Source organism: Nitrospirota bacterium, assembly GCA_035873375.1.
In the GTDB taxonomy this organism is placed as follows: Bacteria; Nitrospirota; Thermodesulfovibrionia; order Thermodesulfovibrionales; family JdFR-85; genus BMS3Bbin07.
The window spans coordinates 20,364-40,572 of record JAYWMQ010000016.1; the positions used below are offsets into that span (position 1 = coordinate 20,364).

A 20,209-nucleotide genomic window follows, 5' to 3' on the forward strand; every position below is an offset into this window, starting at 1 on the left:
ATTAACCCGGACTCGTATTAAAACCTTTCATAAGTGTAATCTTCCGGAAATCTTCCCGCAATGTTGCTGTTATATAATCAGGTGTTATGACAGGCAGGGCAAAAAACATATCTCTAATCCTTGCAGCTTTTTTAATCCTGCTACATGGTTGTGCGACCTATCATCCCGAGCCGATTGAGGGGCCTGCTGTGAAAAATGCCCTTATGCCACTGGCAACGGAAGTTATAAGGATCAAGGCAGGGGCAATCAGACATCCGATATTAAGACCTGTTGATTTTGATATTCGCGACGGTCTTTCTCCTGATGAGGCGGCTGTTATGGCTGTTATCGCCAATCCGGCCCTCCGTGCTGTTCGAGACCTGAGGGGGATTGCCGGGGCCCAGCTTATCCAGGCTGGAATCCTTCCCAACCCCCGGGTCTCTTATAATCTGGATATCCCCACAGGCGGAAATAAAGAGGGTGCGGTTAACGGGTATGGTTTCGGGATTGGCTGGGATATCCAGTCTCTTATTACCAGGGGTGCAAGAGTGGATGCAGCCCGGGCGCATGCCGCCTCGGTAGACCTTGATATAGCGTGGCAGGAGTGGCAGGTGGCGGAGTCTGCAAAGCTCCATCTCTTCCGTCTGTTTTATCTTGACAGGCAACTGTTACTGACAAAAAAAGCAGAGCAGCAGTTCAGGGAAGTCCTTAAGGCTATTAAAAAGTCGGCTGCCTCAGGGGAGAGGACGGATACGGACCTTGCTGTCGCAGAGGTGGCCCTGCAGCAGGCACATGCCTCTGTCTTAACCACGGAAAAGGCAAAGGAGCGGGAGAGGCTTGCCCTTAACAGAACACTTGGTATCCCTCCTGATCAGATTATTCCCATTCAAAGAGATATCTCACTTCCCTTATGGCGCTCACTGCCGTCAGGGGTAGTGATTACGGAAGGGATAGAGGGCCGCCGTCTTGACCTCCTTGCCTTAAAGATGGGATACCGGAGCCGGGAGGCAAGTGTGCGGGCAGCCATCCTGTCTCAGTTTCCGAAAATAAGTATCGGTCTGAACAATACACGTGATACAGGAGGCATTGTTACCACCGGGTTTGAGGTCGGTATCGACCTTCCGTTTTTTGACCGGAACCAGGGTAAAATCGCCGTTGAACGCGCAACCCGCAGACAGGTTTTTGATGAGTATATTACCCGCCTCTTTGAGGCACACTCAGATGTTGCGGGCATCCTGTCGGACATAAAATCCCTGAAAAAGGAGCTCAGCGCCACTGCCGGGTCTTTGACTGTACTGAAAAACCTGACACAGACCTACAGGAGGGCGTTGGAGCAGGGCAGTACCGATATTATGAGTTATAACAAGGTGCAAAACGAGCTGACGGCAAAACAGATAAGAATCATCAAATTAAGGCAGGCATTGAGTGATATGGGCATTGCCCTGGAGGTGGCGGCAGGAGAGTACCTTCCGGTTGTCAAAGGGGCTTCACCTGCCTCGCCTGCAAAGATGGACAATGCAAAGGAGCCGGAATGAAACGACCGATATCGGGAATCACTATCATTTCAATTATTGCAATAGCGCTGGCAGCCGGATATTTTCTGATAGAACGTGGTAACAGAGAGATATCAGCCGGCAAGGGACCTCAGCCGGTATTGATAGAGACCGGCAGGCCGTCACTTCGGGATTTTCGACTCTCTGCAGAGTGGATCGGCCGGGTTGAAAGCCGTTACCTCGTGAAGGTCGTGGCTCTGGAGGAGGGAAGGGTCATCTCTGTAGATACGGCGGATGAAACGGTTATCAAAAAGGGAGCCCTGTTGTTTACTATGGGCGGCCCCGGAATTAACAGCCGCCTGGCCTATCTGAAGGACAGGGTTGCCTCTTTAGAACAGAGATTATCCATATCAGAGGCACGGGTCAAACGGAAGAGACAGGCTGTAAAACAGAGGTTTTCCTCCCGGGACGAACTTGAGACGGCAGAGGATGCCCTTGCCCGGATTCAGTCAGACCTGAGCAAGACAGGGCATGACCTTCAACTCCTTGAAGACCTGATAAGGATCAGGGCCCCTATTCGCGGTGTCTTTACCCGGAGGACTGTAACTGCAGGTCAGGATGTGGAAAAGGGGATGATACTCGGCTATATCACTGATCCCGCTCACCTGCGGATTGTTGCAACACTGTTTCCCGGCCCGACCGTCTCACTTCAGGGTAAGACAGCAATTGTTCACACACCAGAGGGACAGACAATCACAGGCAAAATAACCAGGGTGCTTCCGGAGCATACCCCTGCCGGTGGAACAGTTGTATGGATTGAGAGCAGCGAGGTCAATCGCAGGCTCAAACCAGGGGAGACAGTGAGTGGTGAGGTCATTCTTGAGACAAGGCATGCAGCCCTTGCCATCCCTCAAAGCGCCATTGTCTACGGCAGTAACCAGAGGCAGTATATCTTTGTAAAACAGGCTAAAGGCTATAAGAAAGAGGAGGTGCACACAGGGCTCAGATCCGGTAATTGGCTGGAGGTCATCTCCGGTATAACAGGCAATGATGAAGTAGTTACAAAAGGGGCATATGAATTGTTCTACCGGGATTTTAACAAGACGTACAGGGTACCGGACTGATGAAGAGATTTCTCAGCTTTGTAATCGATAATCCCCTTGTCATGGCATTTGCAGTTATACTGATTACCATTACAGGTCTCTATGCTGCCATCCATATGCCGGTTGACCTATTTCCGAACCTTGATATCCCCGTGGTAAACATTATCACCCATTATCCCGGCGCTTCACCGGAGGACATGGAGCTTCTCATCACCCGTCCGCTTGAGGACGAGGTGCGGGGCATTCAGGGGGTTAAACGGGTTGCCTCCACATCCGTGCAGGGGATATCACAGGTCACGGTAGAGTTCACCTGGGGAACGGGCATCAGGTATGCCCGCCAGCTTATACAGGCACGGCTGGCACGGGTTAAAAGCATCCTTCCTCCGGGCACTCTCCCACGTATTGAGAACATCGGGACGACCCTTCAGAATGTTGTCAGCTATGTCGTCTATGGTGGACAGGACCTGATAGCCCTTAGAAACAATGTCCGCTATAACCTGGCCAACAGGCTCATGGCCATAGACGGTGTCTCCTATGTTGAGGTGCTCGGGGGTGACCAACGCGCCTTTATTGTAAGGATAAGACCGGAGAAGCTTATCCCCCTGCACCTGACAGTGGATGACATAGTGAAGACTATCAGGCAGAACAACATGACGGCTGTGGCAGGTTATCTTGACCGGTCTTCCCAGGAATACCTGATTCGCGGTGACGCCCGTCTGAGGACACTGAATGACATACGCGCACTCCCGGTTATTGCAAGGGCTGACCGTTCCGTGCTCCTTGGCTCTGTTGCCTCCGTGTCCTCAGGTGTGGTGCCGAGACACTATGTGGTGCATGGAGACGGTGTCCCGGCAGTTGCCTTTATAGTTCGTAAACAACCAGGGGCAAGCGCCATCCGTGTTGCCCACGAGGTCAATGCAGAGATTGCCGGACTGCACAGCCTCTTTCCCCCCGGGACCAGGATAAAGAAATTCTATGACCAGTCGGAAATCATCACTGAGGCACGCAACAGCATTTTTTACGGTCTCCTGATCGGCGCACTGCTGGCCGTTCTGGTCCTCTACTTTTTCCTTGGGGCGTTGAGGCCCACCCTCATTGTGGCGGCAACCATTCCGGTTACCCTGATTGCAACTCTTACGGTAATGAGTATCTTCGGCCTCGGCCTTAACGTGGTTACCATGTCTGCATTGACTCTCGCTGTGGGGATGATCGTGGATGATGCAATAGTGGTATCCGAAAATATCTTCAGACACCGCCAGATGGGGAAGAATGAACAGGATGCAGGTATAGACGGAACAATCGAGATCGCAGGAGCAGATGCATCAGGGACTTTTACGACCGTTGCCGCCTTTCTGCCCCTGATCCTCATAACCGGCCTGGCGGCCATCTTTCTCAAGCCTTTTGGATTAACGATCAGCGCCGCCCTTGTAGTTTCGCTGCTGCTGTCAATCAGTTTTGTCCCAATGGCATTCAGCAGGAAAGGGATAACCCCGCCCGGTACCGACTTTGTGGGTGCCCGGCTGCTCAGAAGGCTGGATGAGGCATTACATGCCATCCTCCGGTTCTGTTTCCGGCACAGGGGGCTGACGATTTTCACAGCGTTTCTCTCTCTATCTTTAATCGGAATTGTCGCCTTCCTGGGCAGGACAAACCTGCTGCCTCCTATAGACGAGGGGGCAATCCTCAGCGAGTATGTCATGCCGCCCGGAACGGCGCTGTCGGAGAGCAACCGCATCGGGAATGCACTGGAGCGCATCGCCCTTTCCGACCCTGATGTAACATGTGTCTACCGGAGAACGGGCTCTCCGGAGCAGGGATACCAGATAGAGGGTGTGAATATGGGCGAGATTATGATCAAACTGAAGCCGAAAAACAAAAGAAAGAGGTCTGTTGTTGAGATTATGGATACACTAAAAAAGGAGTACGGAAGGTTCGGGGGGATGGTCTTCCTGTACCACCAGCCGACTCAGGAGAAGATAGACGAGAGCTTCTCCGGCCTCTCTGCACTGTTTGGTGTGACGATCTACGGAACGGATATGAACACGCTTGCCTCCCTGTCAAACGATGTGGAAAGAATTATGGCGGAGGATCCCGTAGTCTCAAATATCATAAATAACACCAGGGTAAAGGCATCCGAGATAGTGGTTCAGATAAAGTACCCGCAACTTGCCCGGTATGGTGTCTCGTCTGCGGATGTCCTCAATACGCTTCGGGCGGCAGAGCTGGGGGTGGAGGCGACCAGGATTATACGGCAGAGGGAGAATATCAGCGTTCTTGTAAGGATGGGCCTTGACAGGCCACACGATATCGACTCAATCAGGAAAGTTCCGGTATCTTCCGGCAACGGCAATATAATCCCCCTTGACCGGGTTGCGGATTACAGGATTATCCAGACCCCCTCATCCATTACACGGCTTAACGGACAGCGGGAGGTCACCCTTGTATCAGAGGTTGACGGCAGTATTCCCGCACTTGTGTCCCGCCTGAAGGAGCGCTTTCGCTCCATCAGGCTGCCTGAGGGTTACAGTATCGACTTTACCGGCCAGTACAGGTCATTGATACGGACAGCCAGGGATATGGTCTTTGTGGTGCTCGGAGCCATAGCCCTGATTTACCTTATCATGGTCATGCAATTCCGCTCCCTGCTGCAGCCGCTTGTCATCCTCACTGCCATACCGCTGTCCATGGTTGGTGCTTTTACGGCCCTGTTTATAAGCGGACAGGGGCTTGATGTATCGGTGGGTATGGGGATTGTGACCCTTGTCGGTATCTCCGTTAACAATGCCATTGTTCTCCTTGACTACTCCAACAGGAGGGTTGCCAGTGGAGAGACGGTCAGGGAGGCGCTCCTGTCTGCTGCCTCCGTGCGCCTTCGTCCTATCCTGATGACAGCGCTGACTACCATCTTTGCACTGATCCCGACAGCGGTCGGTACGGCCGCGGGGTCAAATATTTTTCAACCGTTTGCCGTTACGGTAATCGGTGGCCTTGTTTCAGGTACAGTATCAACACTCATTGTAGTCCCGGTGCTGGCTACATTTGTATCAGGACGTATGGAGGGAATAAAAGAGCAGGGTCAGCAGGAGTAGGGATGTTATATTTTAAAGAGATTTTCTCAATCCATTTTTTCTATATTATTATAAGTAGCACTTTTTCTTAAAATACGGGGGAACTCCATTTAATGAATAAAAAAAGAGGACAGCATATACTGTGTGTATTTCTGTTGATATCCTTGCTGGCTGCTGCCAATATGGTAAATGCCGGAGAAAATGATACTGAGAAGGCTGGCGATGTGTTGCTCGTGCTTATTCCTGCAACAGCGTATGGGACTGCATTTTTCCTGGACGACAAAAGCGGGAAGACTCAATTCTACAAGTCGTTTCTGACGAACCTGGGAGTTACACTTGTCTTGAAGCTTTCAATAAACAAGGAGCGGCCGGATCAGAGTAACAATCACTCTTTTCCCTCCCTGCACACATCAGCAGCATTTCAGGGTGCTGCTTTCATCCAGAGACGCTATGGCTGGAAATATGCCATACCCGCGTACGCAGGGGCAACATTTACGGGTTACAGCAGGGTTTATGCAGACAAGCATTACATAGAAGATGTTGTGGCCGGTGCAGTTATAGGAGTTTTGAGCAGTTACTATTTTACAACACCGTATAAAAGCGTAACCGTAACTCCAATTGCGGGTAACGGGTTTTACGGTCTGACTGTTAACAGGATATGGTAAGCCTGACACGCTGCATCAGGATGCTGTTCTGCTGCCAGAGGGTCGACACCCGCAATCCATTCCCGGGCAGATCGGTCCCGGGAAGATATGCTTGGGCATGATTGAAAAACTCTTCGATACGATAGGCCTTCTCGGCAACTGGGGCTACCTGATAATCTTCCTTGCTGCCTTCCTTGAAAGCTCAGCCTTCCTGGGACTGCTTGTGCCTGGTGAGAGCGTGGTTATTCTGGCAGGGGTGCTTGCCTCGCAGGGATATTTTGACCTCTGGAACTGTCTGTGGGTAATCGCCCTCGGTGCCGTGCTTGGTGACAGTGTGGGGTACAGCCTGGGCAAGGCAGTTGGAAGGGGCTATTTTGAAAGGCACAAGAGGCTGCTCCTCCTCAAGGAAAAGCATATCCGGAAAGTGGACAGGTATTTTGAAAAACATGGCGGCAAGACAATCTTTTTCGGCAGGTTTGTAGGGTTTCTCCGTGCACTGGCACCCTTTGTAGCCGGTATGGCAAAGATGCCTTACAGAAGATTCCTCATTTATAATGTCTCAGGCGGTATTTTATGGTCAATCAGCTTTACACTGCTTGGGTATTTCTTTGGTCAGAGCTGGCAGTTAATCGAGAAGTGGTCAGGCAGGGCAGGTGTTTTTGTCCTCTTTATTCTGCTGGTAGCCGGTGGGTTTGGTTATCTGTATAAAACCGTGGTCAGAAGACACGCAGAGATTTGCGGATGGGTCATGGATAAATACAGGGTTTTTATTTCAGACCCGCGGATCAGGGGATTTGTGGAGCGTCATCCTGAGCTCGTCTTGTTTGTCCGGGAGAGGCTCTCGCCGGAGAGTTATCTGGGGCTTCATCTTACCGTGGGACTTGTAATAAGTGCGGTCTTTGTATGGGTATTCGGAGGGATAACCGAGGATATACTCACCGGTGACCCTTTTGTGGCGGTTGACACCTGGGTCCTTACCCATGTGCTTTATTTCAGAACCCCTGGGGTAAGCCGTTTTATGATTTTATTTACACAGCTTGGCGGGGTTATAGCAATAATGATCGGCAGTCTTGTTGTGGGAAGTTATCTGGTATTAAGAAGACGGTTTGATTATCTTGTCACCTATATCATGGCAATACTTGGCGGAGGGTTCCTTGTTACTGTATTGAAAAGGGCGATTCACAGGATAAGGCCAATCTCTGAAACCTCACTTATAAGTATAGGTGGGTGGAGCTTTCCGAGTGGTCATGCCATGATATCTGTGATATTATATGGAATGATTACATACTTTATAATCCGGGATATGAGGTCATGGAAGTTGCGTGTATTCATGGTGATGGCAGCAGGGTTTGTGATCTTTATGATAGGCCTCAGCAGGATATATCTCCAGGTTCATTACCTGAGCGATGTGCTTGCGGGTTATGCCGGGGGGATGTTCTGGCTAAGCATCTGTATAACGGGGCTTGAGGTGTACAGGAAAAAGGTTTCTGTCAGGAGGGGCGGGTGAAGCCTGATAACCTAATCCAGAAGTAAGAGGCTTTAAGGAGTGACATGATAAACCCTTCACTCATTCTCGTCCCGGGATATGGATATGTATAAAAAAATCCTCTCAGCAGTCAATGAACACCTGAATTCGGAAGTCTCTGCAAGGTATGCATTGCACCTTGCCAGGGCCTGCAGGGCAAAGTTTTATATCTCTTTTATCGCAGACAGTGGTATGCCGCAATCAGGCATTGATAAGGCCGGGAAGGCTATGAAGAGATTGTTTGCAGAGGCAAGGAATCTGGGTGTTCAGGTGGAGAGTATCACAGGTGTTGGCGATCCGGTAAGAGAGATTGACAGGATTGTCAGGCATGAGGGAATCAACCTGGTTTTTGCATCTACGAGGCGGGAGGATGTTGAGAAGAGGTTTTATGCCGGTACCATTGCCCGGAGGCTCTCCTTGAGGCTTCCGTGTTCAGTAGCACTCGTAAGGGTGGTTCACATGGGAAAGATTCATCCGCACAAGATACTCGTCCCGCTTAAGGCAAGGATTAATCGTATGAAAGAGAGGGTCTTTTTTACTGCAAAGATGGCAGAGGCCTTCAATTCAAAAGTGTCTGTATTCCATTGCACGGAGCCGATAGTAAGGTTTTTTCATGGTGAGATTCCCCTCACCCCTGTCCAGAGAAAGGCAGGGTTGCCCGGGGATATATCGGATTTTATGGAGCATATCGGAAAATACAGGATAGAGCTTGAGGGGAGGCTTTCATCCGGGGCTGCATTGAGAAGCATAACAATTGAGGCTGCTTCAAAGAGGCACGACCTTATAATAATGGGGGCCAGCGAGCGGAGTCTTCTGGCCTCCATTCTGAAAGGGAATCCCGTGGAAGACGTGCTCAGGGAGACCCCATGTAATCTCATAATCCTTAAACCGCGACATGAAGATTAATAATCTCGCAAGAGAGGAAGTCCTTCACACGCTTGTCACCTCGGAAGGGGGCCTTACCGAAGAAGAGGCAAAAAAACGATTTGAGGAGTTTGGACCAAACGAGATCCGGGAGGTAAAAAGGACTCCTTTACTGGTGAGGTTTCTCAGGCAGTTCACCCATTTCCTTGCCATCCTTCTGTGGATAGGGGCAGGGCTTGCCTTTTTATCAGAGTATCTGCACCCGGGAGAAGGGATGCTGACACTCGGGCTTGCAATAGTTGGTGTCATATTTGTCAATGCAGTCTTTACATTCGTACAGGAGTACAGGGCTGAAAAATCCATAGAAGTTTTAAAGCAGCTCCTTCCTTTTTATGTGAAGGTAATAAGGACGGGCATGGAGAAGGAGATACCCGCAAGAGATGTGGTAGTGGGAGACGTGATAATCCTTTCAGAAGGGGACAGGGTTCCCGCAGATGCAAGGCTTATTGACAGTAATTACCTGATGGTGAACAATGCCCCCCTGACAGGTGAGTCCGAACCCGTGCCCCTTGATCACAACCCCTATGTGGGTGACCTGATCGAAAGCAGAAATATTGCCTTTGCCGGAACCACGGTGGTAAGCGGCACTGGAAAGGGTGTTGTCTTTGCAACGGGCATGAGGACGGAGTTCGGCCGTATAGCCCATCTGACAAGTGGTGTGGAGACAGGCTTGAGTCCGCTGCAGCAGGAGATTGTCAGGGTAACAAGGATTATTGCAGTCTTTGCAACAATAATGGGCATCTTCTTCTTTATGGTGGGACAGTTTATAGGCAGGAGTTTTTGGGAGAACTTCATCTTTGCCATAGGCATAATCGTGGCAAATGTGCCTGAGGGGCTGCTTCCCACGGTAACCCTCTCCCTTGCAATGGGAAGTCAAAGGATGGCAAGGAAGAAGGCATTGATAAAGACCCTCACCTCTGTAGAAACACTCGGCTCCGTAACGGTCATATGCACTGACAAGACCGGCACACTTACCCGGAACTTGATGGAGGCAAAAAACTTCTGGTCTGACGGAGAGATTCACGGAATGGAGGACCTGAAGAAATCGGCTCTTCTCGCCACGATTGCAGGCCTCTGTAACAATGCAAGATTTATTGATGATAAACACAGCGATGGCCAATACAGCGGAGACCCTACCGAGGTCGCCCTCTTAAAAGCTGTAAGGGAAAGGGTGGGTGACCTCAAAGGAGAGAGGATATTTGAGGTACCGTTTGATTCCGAGAGAAAGAGGATGACCACCGTGAATGTAATCGAGGGGAAAGAACTTGCCCTGACAAAGGGTGCCCTGGAAAGCGTGCTTCCCTTGTGCAGCCACATGCTGTTGAATGGTGAAGAGGTGGAGATGGATGAGCACCTGAGGAAGATGGCAGAGGATGCTTATCATTCACTGACCGGCAATGGCCTTCGGGTCCTCTCTTTTGCATACAGGGAGTTAAAAGACAGTGGGGCCTCGACTCTTAACCCTGCGGAGATAGAGAAAGACCTTGTCTTTGCAGGCCTGATCGGTATTGAGGATCCTCCGAGACCAGAGGTCCCTGAAGCAATAAGAAGATGCCGTGAGGCAGGAATAAGGGTGATAATGATTACAGGTGACGGGAGCAGGACTGCTGTTGCCATCGCAAGGGAGATAGGACTTGTAAGGGAAAATCCTGTGGTGATAGAGGGACATGAATTTGAAAGGATGAAAGACAGGGAGCTCAGGGAGAGGCTTTCAGGCAGAGAGATAATATTTGCAAGAATGACGCCGAAATACAAGATGAGGGTCGTTTCCATACTTAAAGAAGGGGGTGAAAGGGTTGCAGTGACAGGGGACGGCGTTAATGATGCACCTGCCCTGAAAAAGGCTGATATCGGTATTGCAATGGGCATTGCAGGAACTGATGTGGCAAAGGAATCGGCAGACATGATCCTGCTGGATGATAATTTTGCCTCCATAGTGAACGCCATAGAGGAAGGCAGGGCAGTGTATGAGAACATAAGAAAGTTTATGAGTTATATATTTTCGTCAAACATCCCCGAGATTGTACCGTATCTTGCCTATGTACTCTTCAGGATTCCGCTGCCCCTTACCATTATGCAGATACTTGCAGTTGATCTCGGAACCGACATGCTTCCCGCCCTTGCCCTTGGGGCAGAGAAGCCCACAAAAGAGCTCATGAAACAACCTCCCAGGTCACCGCGTGAGAGGCTCCTGAATCTCAAGCTCTTGAGCCGGGCATACCTTTTTCTCGGACCCATAGAGGCAGCGGCAGCCATGTTCGGATTCTTCTATGTCCTGAATACGGGCGGGTGGACGTGGGGAGAGACGCTTGCAGCAGGCAATCCTCTATATATGCAGGCAACAACTGCATGCCTTACAGCCATAGTAGTCACTCAGGTTGCCAATGTCTTTGCATGCCGCTCTTTCAGAGAATCGGTATTCAGTATCGGTTTTTTCTCCAACAAATTGATATTTGTTGGCATAGCATTTGAGCTCCTGTTTCAGCTCTTTATTGTTTATCATCCATTGGGGAACAGGATATTCTCAACATATCCCATCCCGCTAAAGGTCTGGCTTGTCCTGATACCTTTTGCATTTATTCTCTTTGCAGCAGAGGAGTTAAGGAAGTTTTTCCGGGCAGGCATACACAGAACTTCCTCTCCCTGATAAATCCCCACTTTCACTCCTCACACCTGCAATGTCTCCTCTTTGGCGACCACCACAGGGAGATAAAGAAGATCAGGGTCAGTAAAGAGACAATGGTGGCTCCGGACGGCACATCCCAGATATAGGAGAGGATCAGGCCAACAATGGAACCCCCTGTGCCGATTGCAGCAGAGATAAAGATCATGGGCGTCAATCTGTGAACAAGCTGATAGGCTGCCGCTGCCGGGGTAACAATCAGTGCAAATACAAGTATAACCCCAACGGCCTTCAGTGAGACCACCACGGTCATGGCTATGAGAACCAATAGCATGTAGTACAGGAACGTAACCGGCAGTCCGCTGGCTTCTGCCATCTCCTGATCAAACGTGATAAACTGCAGCTCTTTATAAAGCAATGCAACGACTGTCAGGACAAAAACAGATATACCCAGGATCAACCACAGGTCAGCAGGGGTGACGGAAAGAATGTCCCCGAAGAGATATCCGTAGACGCCGGCCTGATACTGCTTCATCAGGCCTATAAATAGGATGGCCAGGGCCATGGTAAAAGCAAAGAAGATGCCAACGGATATATCGAGTTTCAGCTCACCGCGATCTGTTGCCCAGCCGACAAAGAATACCATCAGGAGACTGAAGAGGAGGGCGAGGAGCAATGGATGGATTCCAAGCAGAAAACCGAGTGTTACCCCGGCAAAAGATGCATGGGCAATCCCGGCACCTATAAAAGAGAACCCTTTTACCACTACAAACACACCTATTACAGAGCAGAGTATTCCGATCAGGATGGCAGCCAGGAGCGCCCTCTGCATAAATGCAAAGGCAAAGAAGTCGGATATCACCTGAGAGAAGGCATTATCCATGGTGAACATCCCCTACAATAACGTATACCCGGCCGGCCGCTTCGGTTACAATTACATTGGCGTTATAGATACGCTGGAGTTTCTCCTGGGTCAGCATCTCCTCCGGAGTTCCGATTAAGACCTCTCCGTCTGCCATGAATATTATCCGGTCTACCATGGAATAGACAAGATTTACATCGTGGGTTACCAGGAAAATGGTCAGATTCCGCTCCTTGTGCAGTGTTTTTAAGAGGGCCACAATTTCCCGCTGCGCTCTTACATCAACAGCAGCCGTGGGCTCGTCAAGGAGCAGGACCTCCGGGTCGGCAGACAGTGCCCGTGCAATCAAAACGCGTTGGCGTTGCCCGCCTGAGAGGTGGGCTATGGGGACATGCATAAGCTCTGTCAGCCCTACATCGGCTATGGCCTGTTCAGTCCGTTTACGGTCCAGGTCTTTAGGCCGCCTGAAAAGTCCTATTTTGGCATACCTGCCCATGATGACCATATCAAAGACCGTGGCTGGATAGGATATGTCCAGTGTTTCCCTTTGGGGGACGTATCCTATCTGCCTGCGGGCCGTCATTACCGGCTGTCCAAATATTTTGATGCTCCCCCCAAGAGGTTTTATCAAGCCGACCAGTGATTTCAGAAGCGTGGTCTTGCCGCAGCCATTCGGGCCGATTATGCCTATGGATTCACCTCTGAATATATCCAGACTGATATCGCGCAGCACAGGTTTTTCTATGTACCCCAACGTTACGTTGTCAAAAACAATGCGTTCATCTCTTTTTCCGTTGATTTGTCGGTTGTTTTTCATTCCGGCTGCCCACTCCCCCCAATGGCTTTCAGTATTCTCCGGACATCCTCCTGCAGCATTTCAATATAGGTGTCAGTCCCCGGCAAGGAACCGGGAAGCTGTGTGGCTACCACTACCACAGCCCCTGTCTCTTCAGCCACCATATTCGGAATCCTTGGCGGGAACTGTGGTACCGTAAGGATTATCCTGATTCCCCTTTTACGCATCAAGGTTATAACCGTGCGAAGATGACGGCCGGATGGCTCCTTTCCCGGCACACTGATTATGGTTGCCGCCTCTTCAATGCCATAGCGTTTAAGGAAATATGTGAAAGCCGGAACCGCGGTTACCACTGCCTCACCTGAAAGCGTGGAGAGGGGTTTTTTTATTCTTTTATCCAGCGCTAATAACCGATCAATATAAAGACCGGCATTTCTGCGATAGAGATCGGCATGGGAAGGATCGGCACGGACCATTCCCTCCATTATAGCAAGAACCATCTGTCTTGCATTCTCAATATCCATCCAGACATGGGGATTGTTATTGATTACATTGCAACTGCGTGATGCACTCACCTGAATGAGCCGGGAGTTGCCGGCGTTTCTCACCAGTTTATCCGCCCAGGTCTCAAGCCCCAATCCCACCCGGACAAAGAGGTCCGCCCTGGCAATGGCCTTAACATCGCTGCCCCTGGGCTCATAGGTATGGGGATTTTCAAGGCCTGTGATAATGGATTTGACAGAGACGAGGTTTCCACCGATATTACGTGCAAAATCAGCAAGTACCGGGATTGTGACCACAACGTTTAATCTGTCTCTCCTCTCCTGCGCAAGGGAGATGTTGAAAATGAGCAGAAGAAACACGACAACAAGGGATATTGTCTTTAGCACTTTTTTATTCCTGCCAAAATTCAGGTGGTGCAAGGTCAGGTCTGATGCTTAAGAATTGGTCAAACTTTATAAGTGCAGACCTGGTCATTGTTTAATTGTATTTAGAATTGCTTTCTTGTAGTGTTCGAAATCCTTGAGAGGAGGTATTCGTTCCATTATATCTTCCGGCAGTTTCTCGAATCTGATCATGTCTGAAATATATCATAAATCAAGGGGTTAGAGCAAAAACTGACCTTCCTGCAATATTGCAGCAAAAACTAATACAAACAGGCTTTCGGGAAGGCATTACTGTGTTGGCTCACCTGAACCATCCCCTGCGATGGAATATCCAGAGCAACCCTCCGGCTATGGCAAGCATAATTGCGAGCACAGCAGGGTAGCCGTAGTGCCATTTTAGTTCCGGCATGTACCGGAAGTTCATGCCGTAAATGCCGGCTATTAGCGTCAGCGGCATAAAAACAGCAGAGATAAGGGTGAGGAGTCTGAGGCGCTTGTTCGTCCTGTCCTGCAGCGTAACTACATAGTGCTGGCGGAGTTCCGAGAGGTGTGCCTGTTGTCGATTGACAGAGCGGATGGCGTATTCCAGGTTGGCCAGGGAATCGCGGTAATATTCGCGGAAGTCTTTAATATCAAAGAACTCAGATTCTATTGTTTGCAATGTTGTAACACAATGATGTTGCTCCTCAAAGGTAATTGATAGGCGGGAAACCCGCCGTTTTAATGTCAGTACCTTGTCTATGTCGACTTCCTCATCCCTGTCAATGGCCTCTTCGAGTGAGTCAATTTCGCGGCGTGCCTCCAGTGCATATGCCATGTCCTCATCAATTAACCGGTCAAGGATCTGATATATAATGGCGGATGTGCTTTGAGTATGAAATCGCACAGCAGTTGAGAATTCCTTTGCGATGCTCTTCAGGGCAGGAATGGGCAACTTGTGAATGGTGACAATGGCGTGGGGCAGACAGATGATTGTGAGAAAAGACTGGTCAGGCCTGTCCCACCGGGGCTGTGTGGGCAGCTTGATGAAGAGTGCCTGATCATAGGGTGCGATTCGGGTACCGGCAGAGGAGTCAAGGCATGTCTCCAGGATTAGCGGATGCAATTGCAGTGGAGACAGGAAGTCCTTCAGGGCTGTCTCGTCGGATTCCGTTATGTCAATCCAGAAGGGCCTGCCTTCTGTACGGGAGGCAAAGAACTCCTCAACAGAGGAAGACTCCAGATACCGGTTTTTGTTTAACATGAAAGTATCAAGTTCCATCCGGATACCTCTTCAAAACGTCAGGCCAATCTCCTGACTCAACGTTCAAAAATCCCCTTTTACAGCTGATTTCAGAGCGTTCTGATAGAATTTCGTTACGTATTCCTTTGTCATTCTGCGGGCACTGAAGCGTGGAGCAGTGCTTATCATTGCCTCTTTCATAACCCTGACCCATTCATGAGGAATTCCGTCATCTCCCACATTATAATAAAGTGGAATCACCTGGTTTTCAAGAATGTTATATATGGCTTCGGAATCAGCCGTATCCTTGTCCGGTGTATCCTCATCACCAAAGGCCCAGCCGTTTTTGCCGTTAAACCCCTCTACCCACCAGCCGTCGAGTATGCTGAGATTTGGAACTCCGTTCAGTGATGCCTTCATTCCGCTGGTTCCGCATGCCTCAAGTGGCGGCATGGGGTTGTTCAGCCATACGTCAACCCCGTGCACAAGATACTGGGCCAGTTGCTCATCATAGTCCTCCACAAAGGCTATGCGGCCCCCAAAGGATGGGTCCTTTGCAGCGTTAAAAACCTGCTGCAGAAGCTGCTTTCCGGGGTCGTCATCAGGGTGGGCCTTTCCGGCAAAGATAATCTGTACAGGTCTCCAACGATCATTAAGCATTCTCTTAAGTCTTTCAAGGTTGTGTAAAATCAAGGTAGCCCTTTTATATGTTGCAAATCTGCGGGAAAACCCGAGGGTCAGGGCATTCGGGTCAAGCAGCACTCCTGATGCAAGTACAATTCGCGGATCCGCATTTTCGTAAAGCCACCGCTCTCTTACCCTCTCTCTCATCCTTATTATTAATTTCATTTTGACCCAGAAGTGTGTCTTCCATATCTCCTCATCGCTGATATCCTCTACCAACCTCCACGTCTCCGCAACATCGTGCTTGTTCAGCCAGTCCATATCCACAAATTTGTTCAGTAAAAGCTGAATCCTCGGCTCAATCCATGTGGGTATGTGAATACCGTTTGTTATGGACTCTATAGGTATGCTCTCTTCAGGCAGGTCAGGCCATAGCGGCTGCCACATCCTGCGTGTAACCTCCCCGTGTTTTTTGCTGACGGCATTACGGTACCCCGACATTCTCATGGCAAATGCCGTCATGTTAAACCCGGCAGCCGGATCGGCAGGGTTTGTTCCGAGTTTCATGAAGGCCTCGCTATCCAGGCCAAGGGAGGGCCAGTAACTATGAAAGTATTTTTCCATCAGTGAAAACGGGAAGACGTCATGACCTGCCGGTACGGGCGTATGAGTAGTGAATACCGTGGTAGCCCTTACCTGCCCGGAGGCTTCATCAAAGGTCATTCCTGATGCCACCCTTTCCCTGATGCGTTCAAGAATGGCAAAGGCAGGGTGACCTTCGTTCAGATGAAGAACTGAGTGTTTTATTCCGAGAACGCTCAGCACTTCTGCCCCGCCAATCCCAAGGACAACCTCCTGCTTCAGCCGCAGTTCCGGACTACCGATATACAGGCGGGCTGAAATCCCGCGGCTCCAGGGATCGTTCATCTCAATGTCCGTATCCATCAGATACAGTGAGACCCTTCCCACCTGAACCTTCCATACCTCCACATAGATTGGCGGTTCAATAAAAGGAACCTTTACTGTCAGATGTTCTCCTTTATCATCAAGAACACGCCGTATCGGTGCATTCTCCCTGTCGAGGGTCTCACTCTCGCTTTCCTGCCATCCGTCCGGCCTTATCCTCTGCCGTAAATACCCCTCGGGATACATAAATCCCATAGCTACTACAGGGACCCCAAGGTCACTGCATTCCTTCAGAAAATCCCCTGCAAGGAAACCGAGTCCTCCGGCATAAAAGGGAAGCGAGTGGTGAAGTCCGTATTCAGCAGAAAAATATGCAACCGGGAACATCCCGGGGTCAGTGATATTAGAGTAGAACCAACCTGATGAGGTATTCATCTCGGCCTTGAACCTTGCCATTACGGCATCATAATGTCTCAGAAACTTTGGGTCTTTTGAAGCAGCATCAAGGACTTCACCCTCCAGATCGTGAAGCATCTTTACCGGATTATGTATGCTCACCTTCCACGCAGCACGGTTAAGCATCTTGAATAACATCCTGGCCTCAGGGTGCCAGCTCCACCAGAGGTTGTAAGCCAGCTCACCCAGCCCGCTGATTCTCTCCGGAATACCAGGGAATCTTTCTTTGCTTTCTGTAGTAGTAATCATAAATGCTCCTATAGATTTTTTGGAGATTTTGCATTTTCAATTGAAGCTTAACCCTCAACCCAGTTCATTGCCCTTTTTACTGCCTCCTTCCATTGTGAGTAATAAATATCTCCCTTAACCTTATCCATCTTCGGGGTAAATATCCTGTCAACCTTTCTTGCATTAAGAAACTCTTCCCTGCTCCAGAATCCTGCTGCAATTCCCGAGATACCCGCGGCACCGAAGGCTGTTGTCTCGATCAGCCGAGGTCTCTCTATAACCGTATTAAGAATATCTGCCTGGAACTGCATGAGGAAGTTGTTTTGGGTAGCCCCACCGTCTACCCGTACTTTTTTAAAATTCATTCCTGTTGTCCTCTCCATCTCTTCAATTACATCCCTTGTCTGGTAGGCAATTGCCTCCAGGGCTGCCCTGGCGAAATGTTCCCGTCCCGTCCCCCTTGTAATCCCGATTATCATTCCCCTGGCGGTTGGATCCCAGTATGGTGCGCCCAGGCCTGTCAGGGCCGGCACAAAATATACCCCCTCGTTGGACCCGAGTGATTCAGACATGGATTCCGTATCAGCGGATGATTTGATGATCTTTAACCCGTCTCTTAACCACTGGATGCATGAGCCCCCTACAAAAATACTTCCCTCCATTGCATAGTTGACTTCACCGTCTATCCTCCAGGCTATTGTGTTTAACAGCCTTCCGGAGCCAGGCAGATCCTTGCCGGTCGATGTCATCAAAAAGAGACCGGTCCCATAGGTGTTTTTTACCACCTTCTCTTCCCAGCCTCCCTGGGCAAAAAGGGAGGCCTGCTGATCCCCTAATATGCCGGTTATCGGGATCTCTTTGCCTGTAATTGTCCTGTCCGTATTTCCAAAATGCCCTCCGCTCTCCTTGACCTCAGGGAATATACTTCCCGGCAAGCTGAATATTCCGAGTAATTCGTCGTCATAACCCAGTGTGCGTATATTGTAGCAGAGTGTGCGGGAGGCATTACCCGGCTCGGTTGCATGAATTTTTCTACCCGTCAAGTTCCACAGAATCCAGCTGTCAACTGTCCCAAAAAGTATATTTCCTTCTTCGATCTGCTCTTTAACCCCTCCGATATTTTCAATAATCCATTTAATCTTTGTTGCTGAGAAGTACGGGTCAAGGGGAAGTCCTGTCTTTTCCCTTATAATGTGTGAATGTTCAGCTAATTGGTCGCATATCTCTTTTGTCCTCCTGCACTGCCAGACAATTGCATTATAGACGGGCTTTCCGGTTTTCCTGTCCCACAAGATGGTTGTCTCTCTCTGGTTGGTTATCCCTATGGAGACCACACTGTCAATCCCTACCGACGATATAACGTCTTTCAGGGCCTTTTTTGTGGTGTTCAATATATCAAACGGATTATGCTCCACCCATCCCGGTTGCGGGAATATCTGGGGAAATTCGTAATAGGATTTTGCAACAATTGCTCCATCTTCAGAGAATGCGATAACCCTGTTTCCTGTGGTTCCAAGATCAATTGCCAAAACAACCTTCATCTTTCCTCCCGTATATTACCTCGGCATTAAATACGTAATCCCTTATATAACGATGGAGCAAATCCAGCACAACAAACCGCTATCCGGATACAGCAGTAAAAAACCTCAATTAAAGGAAGGAAGCGACATGACAGAGTCTGAACGGTTTTCAGGTTTATCCGCATTTATTGCAGGATAAAACTGCCTCGGAGCCCCGAAGTATTTCGGGACGAGAATGAGTGAAGACTCTGTCATGTTGCTTCCAATAACCATCTATCCAGATTTCCGGGTTGTTGTTGTCGTATTATCTTCATCTACCGGTTCTTCCTCAAAGAAATCTTTTATGAATAAGTAAATAAACTTTTCAACTTCATATCTCCCGTTAATCACATCCCACAGACTCCTGGACAGCGGAGTGGAGACATGAAACTTCTCGGCAATATACAGGATGCTTTGCAGGGCATTATATCCCTCGGGCAGGATGCCCATCTGATTCTTTATTTCCTCGAGACTTAATCCCCTGGCCAGCAACTCGCCCATTCTTCTGTTATGACTGTGTTCGCTTAAAGAGGTTGCAAGCAGATCCCCCATCCCTGAAAGATAGAAGAATGTCTCCTTTCTTGCCCCGAGACGTCTTCCTGTTTTTGCCATTTCCTCTAATGCAATCGTCAGGTATGCTGACCTGAAGTTAACGCTGCGTATATTCTTTCCGTCAAACATCCCCAGACCAATGGCATAAATGTTTTTTAAAATTCCTCCCAGCTCCACGCCGATTCCGTCATCGGAGAACCGCGTTCTGAAGTATTTATTGTCCAGAATACGCGAGACAATGGATAAGTCTTCCCTGCTCTTCCCTGCAAGTACAACTACTGTCGGCATCTTTCTTGAAAATTCATTGGCAATCGATGGGCCGGAGAGCATCATTATTCTATTGGCGGGGAATAACGAGGCAATAGTCTGAAATGATGTAAGGCCTGTATGCCTGTCAAGCCCTTTGGCCAGATTTACCAGTATGGTTTTTTCAGTAACCTTGTCTTTAACGGAAGTAAGGGTCTTTTTTATGAAGACAGACGGAATGGCAATAAAGACAACTTCACATTCCTCAAATACATTATTCAATTCTCCTGTTGCCGTAAGATTGGGGTTGAGTTCTACCCCTGGCAGGAATTTGGAATTCAGATGTTTGCGGTTTATTTCATCTACAACGCCCCCGTCATGTTCCCACCCGGTTACTTTATGTCCATTAGAGGCAATAAGGTCTGCCATTGCAGTCCCCATATTCCCTAATCCTACAAAGCCTGTTTTCACAATCCTGCCTCCCTGACGAATTATAGTTCATCTTGCCGATT

The 20,209-nt window shown here is 49.4% G+C and carries 14 protein-coding genes; 7 read left to right on the forward strand and 7 right to left on the reverse strand.

The annotated features are described in order from the left end of the window. Window positions 1-86 precede the first annotated feature (86 nt). The 7 genes from VST71_04105 to VST71_04135 all read left to right on the forward strand — a co-directional run bounded on the left by VST71_04105 (window position 87) and on the right by VST71_04135 (window position 11,383). Entirely contained in the window at window positions 87-1,514 is a 1,428-nt protein-coding gene (locus VST71_04105; GenBank protein ID MEC4684901.1) for a TolC family protein, read from the forward strand. Continuing rightward, window positions 1,511-2,596 (forward strand): efflux RND transporter periplasmic adaptor subunit, encoded by a 1,086-nt coding sequence (locus VST71_04110; protein ID MEC4684902.1) that lies wholly within the window; start codon window positions 1,511-1,513, stop codon window positions 2,594-2,596. Before VST71_04105 ends, VST71_04110 begins: the two co-directional genes overlap by 4 nt. Continuing rightward, window positions 2,596-5,664, forward strand: coding sequence for an efflux RND transporter permease subunit (locus VST71_04115; GenBank protein ID MEC4684903.1), 3,069 nt, complete (start codon window positions 2,596-2,598; stop codon window positions 5,662-5,664). The genes VST71_04110 and VST71_04115 overlap by 1 nt, the downstream gene beginning before the upstream one ends. A gap of 92 nt (window positions 5,665-5,756) precedes the next feature. After that, a complete protein-coding gene (locus VST71_04120; GenBank protein ID MEC4684904.1) occupies window positions 5,757-6,308 on the forward strand; it encodes a phosphatase PAP2 family protein in 552 nt (183 codons plus the stop codon). A 97-nt stretch (window positions 6,309-6,405) separates the two neighbouring features. Beyond that, window positions 6,406-7,794: a bifunctional DedA family/phosphatase PAP2 family protein gene (locus VST71_04125; GenBank protein ID MEC4684905.1), complete on the forward strand. Its 1,389-nt coding sequence runs from the start codon at window positions 6,406-6,408 to the stop codon at window positions 7,792-7,794. Between the two features lie 84 nt (window positions 7,795-7,878). Then, complete coding sequence (locus VST71_04130) at window positions 7,879-8,718, forward strand: universal stress protein (protein ID MEC4684906.1); 840 nt, start codon at window positions 7,879-7,881, stop codon at window positions 8,716-8,718. Then, on the forward strand, window positions 8,708-11,383 hold the full coding sequence (locus tag VST71_04135) for a cation-transporting P-type ATPase (GenBank protein ID MEC4684907.1): 2,676 nt from the start codon (window positions 8,708-8,710) through the stop codon (window positions 11,381-11,383). The genes VST71_04130 and VST71_04135 overlap by 11 nt, the downstream gene beginning before the upstream one ends. A 13-nt stretch (window positions 11,384-11,396) precedes the next feature. On the opposite strand, the gene VST71_04140 is transcribed toward VST71_04135, so the two are convergent. The 7 genes from VST71_04140 to VST71_04170 all read right to left on the reverse strand — a co-directional run bounded on the left by VST71_04140 (window position 11,397) and on the right by VST71_04170 (window position 20,168). Beyond that, window positions 11,397-12,242: a metal ABC transporter permease gene (locus VST71_04140; GenBank protein MEC4684908.1), complete on the reverse strand. Its 846-nt coding sequence runs from the start codon at window positions 12,240-12,242 to the stop codon at window positions 11,397-11,399. Continuing rightward, window positions 12,235-13,038, reverse strand: a complete 804-nt coding sequence (locus VST71_04145; GenBank protein MEC4684909.1) for a metal ABC transporter ATP-binding protein — start codon at window positions 13,036-13,038, stop codon at window positions 12,235-12,237. Before VST71_04145 ends, VST71_04140 begins: the two co-directional genes overlap by 8 nt. Further along, the gene (locus VST71_04150; GenBank protein ID MEC4684910.1) at window positions 13,035-13,907 is read right to left on the reverse strand and encodes a metal ABC transporter substrate-binding protein; all 873 of its coding nucleotides are present in this window, start codon (window positions 13,905-13,907) and stop codon (window positions 13,035-13,037) included. Before VST71_04150 ends, VST71_04145 begins: the two co-directional genes overlap by 4 nt. Window positions 13,908-14,205: 298 nt before the next feature. Next, window positions 14,206-15,165 carry a magnesium transporter CorA family protein gene (locus VST71_04155; protein ID MEC4684911.1) on the reverse strand — a complete coding sequence of 320 codons (960 nt, stop codon included), beginning with the start codon at window positions 15,163-15,165 and terminating at the stop codon, window positions 14,206-14,208. Between the two features lie 45 nt (window positions 15,166-15,210). Then, window positions 15,211-17,361, reverse strand: a complete 2,151-nt coding sequence (gene glgP, locus VST71_04160) for an alpha-glucan family phosphorylase (protein MEC4684912.1) — start codon at window positions 17,359-17,361, stop codon at window positions 15,211-15,213. A gap of 47 nt (window positions 17,362-17,408) precedes the next feature. Continuing rightward, window positions 17,409-18,881, reverse strand: coding sequence for a glycerol kinase GlpK (gene glpK / locus VST71_04165; protein MEC4684913.1), 1,473 nt, complete (start codon window positions 18,879-18,881; stop codon window positions 17,409-17,411). A 252-nt stretch (window positions 18,882-19,133) separates the two neighbouring features. Further along, entirely contained in the window at window positions 19,134-20,168 is a 1,035-nt protein-coding gene (locus tag VST71_04170) for an NAD(P)H-dependent glycerol-3-phosphate dehydrogenase (GenBank protein MEC4684914.1), read from the reverse strand. Window positions 20,169-20,209: the final 41 nt, after the last annotated feature.

Bases quoted from the DNA above. Each gene is read 5' to 3' on its own strand.
- glgP (MEC4684912.1), bottom strand. From the start codon at position 17,361: ATGATTACTACTACAGAAAGCAAAGAAAGATTCCCTGGTATTCCGGAG.
- VST71_04135 (MEC4684907.1), top strand. From the start codon at position 8,708: ATGAAGATTAATAATCTCGCAAGAGAGGAAGTCCTTCACACGCTTGTC.
- glpK (MEC4684913.1), bottom strand. From the start codon at position 18,881: ATGAAGGTTGTTTTGGCAATTGATCTTGGAACCACAGGAAACAGGGTT.
- VST71_04145 (MEC4684909.1), bottom strand. From the start codon at position 13,038: ATGAAAAACAACCGACAAATCAACGGAAAAAGAGATGAACGCATTGTT.
- VST71_04115 (MEC4684903.1), top strand. From the start codon at position 2,596: ATGAAGAGATTTCTCAGCTTTGTAATCGATAATCCCCTTGTCATGGCA.
- VST71_04155 (MEC4684911.1), bottom strand. From the start codon at position 15,165: ATGGAACTTGATACTTTCATGTTAAACAAAAACCGGTATCTGGAGTCT.
- VST71_04130 (MEC4684906.1), top strand. From the start codon at position 7,879: ATGTATAAAAAAATCCTCTCAGCAGTCAATGAACACCTGAATTCGGAA.
- VST71_04125 (MEC4684905.1), top strand. From the start codon at position 6,406: ATGATTGAAAAACTCTTCGATACGATAGGCCTTCTCGGCAACTGGGGC.
- VST71_04120 (MEC4684904.1), top strand. From the start codon at position 5,757: ATGAATAAAAAAAGAGGACAGCATATACTGTGTGTATTTCTGTTGATA.
- VST71_04110 (MEC4684902.1), top strand. From the start codon at position 1,511: ATGAAACGACCGATATCGGGAATCACTATCATTTCAATTATTGCAATA.
- VST71_04105 (MEC4684901.1), top strand. From the start codon at position 87: ATGACAGGCAGGGCAAAAAACATATCTCTAATCCTTGCAGCTTTTTTA.
- VST71_04140 (MEC4684908.1), bottom strand. From the start codon at position 12,242: ATGGATAATGCCTTCTCTCAGGTGATATCCGACTTCTTTGCCTTTGCA.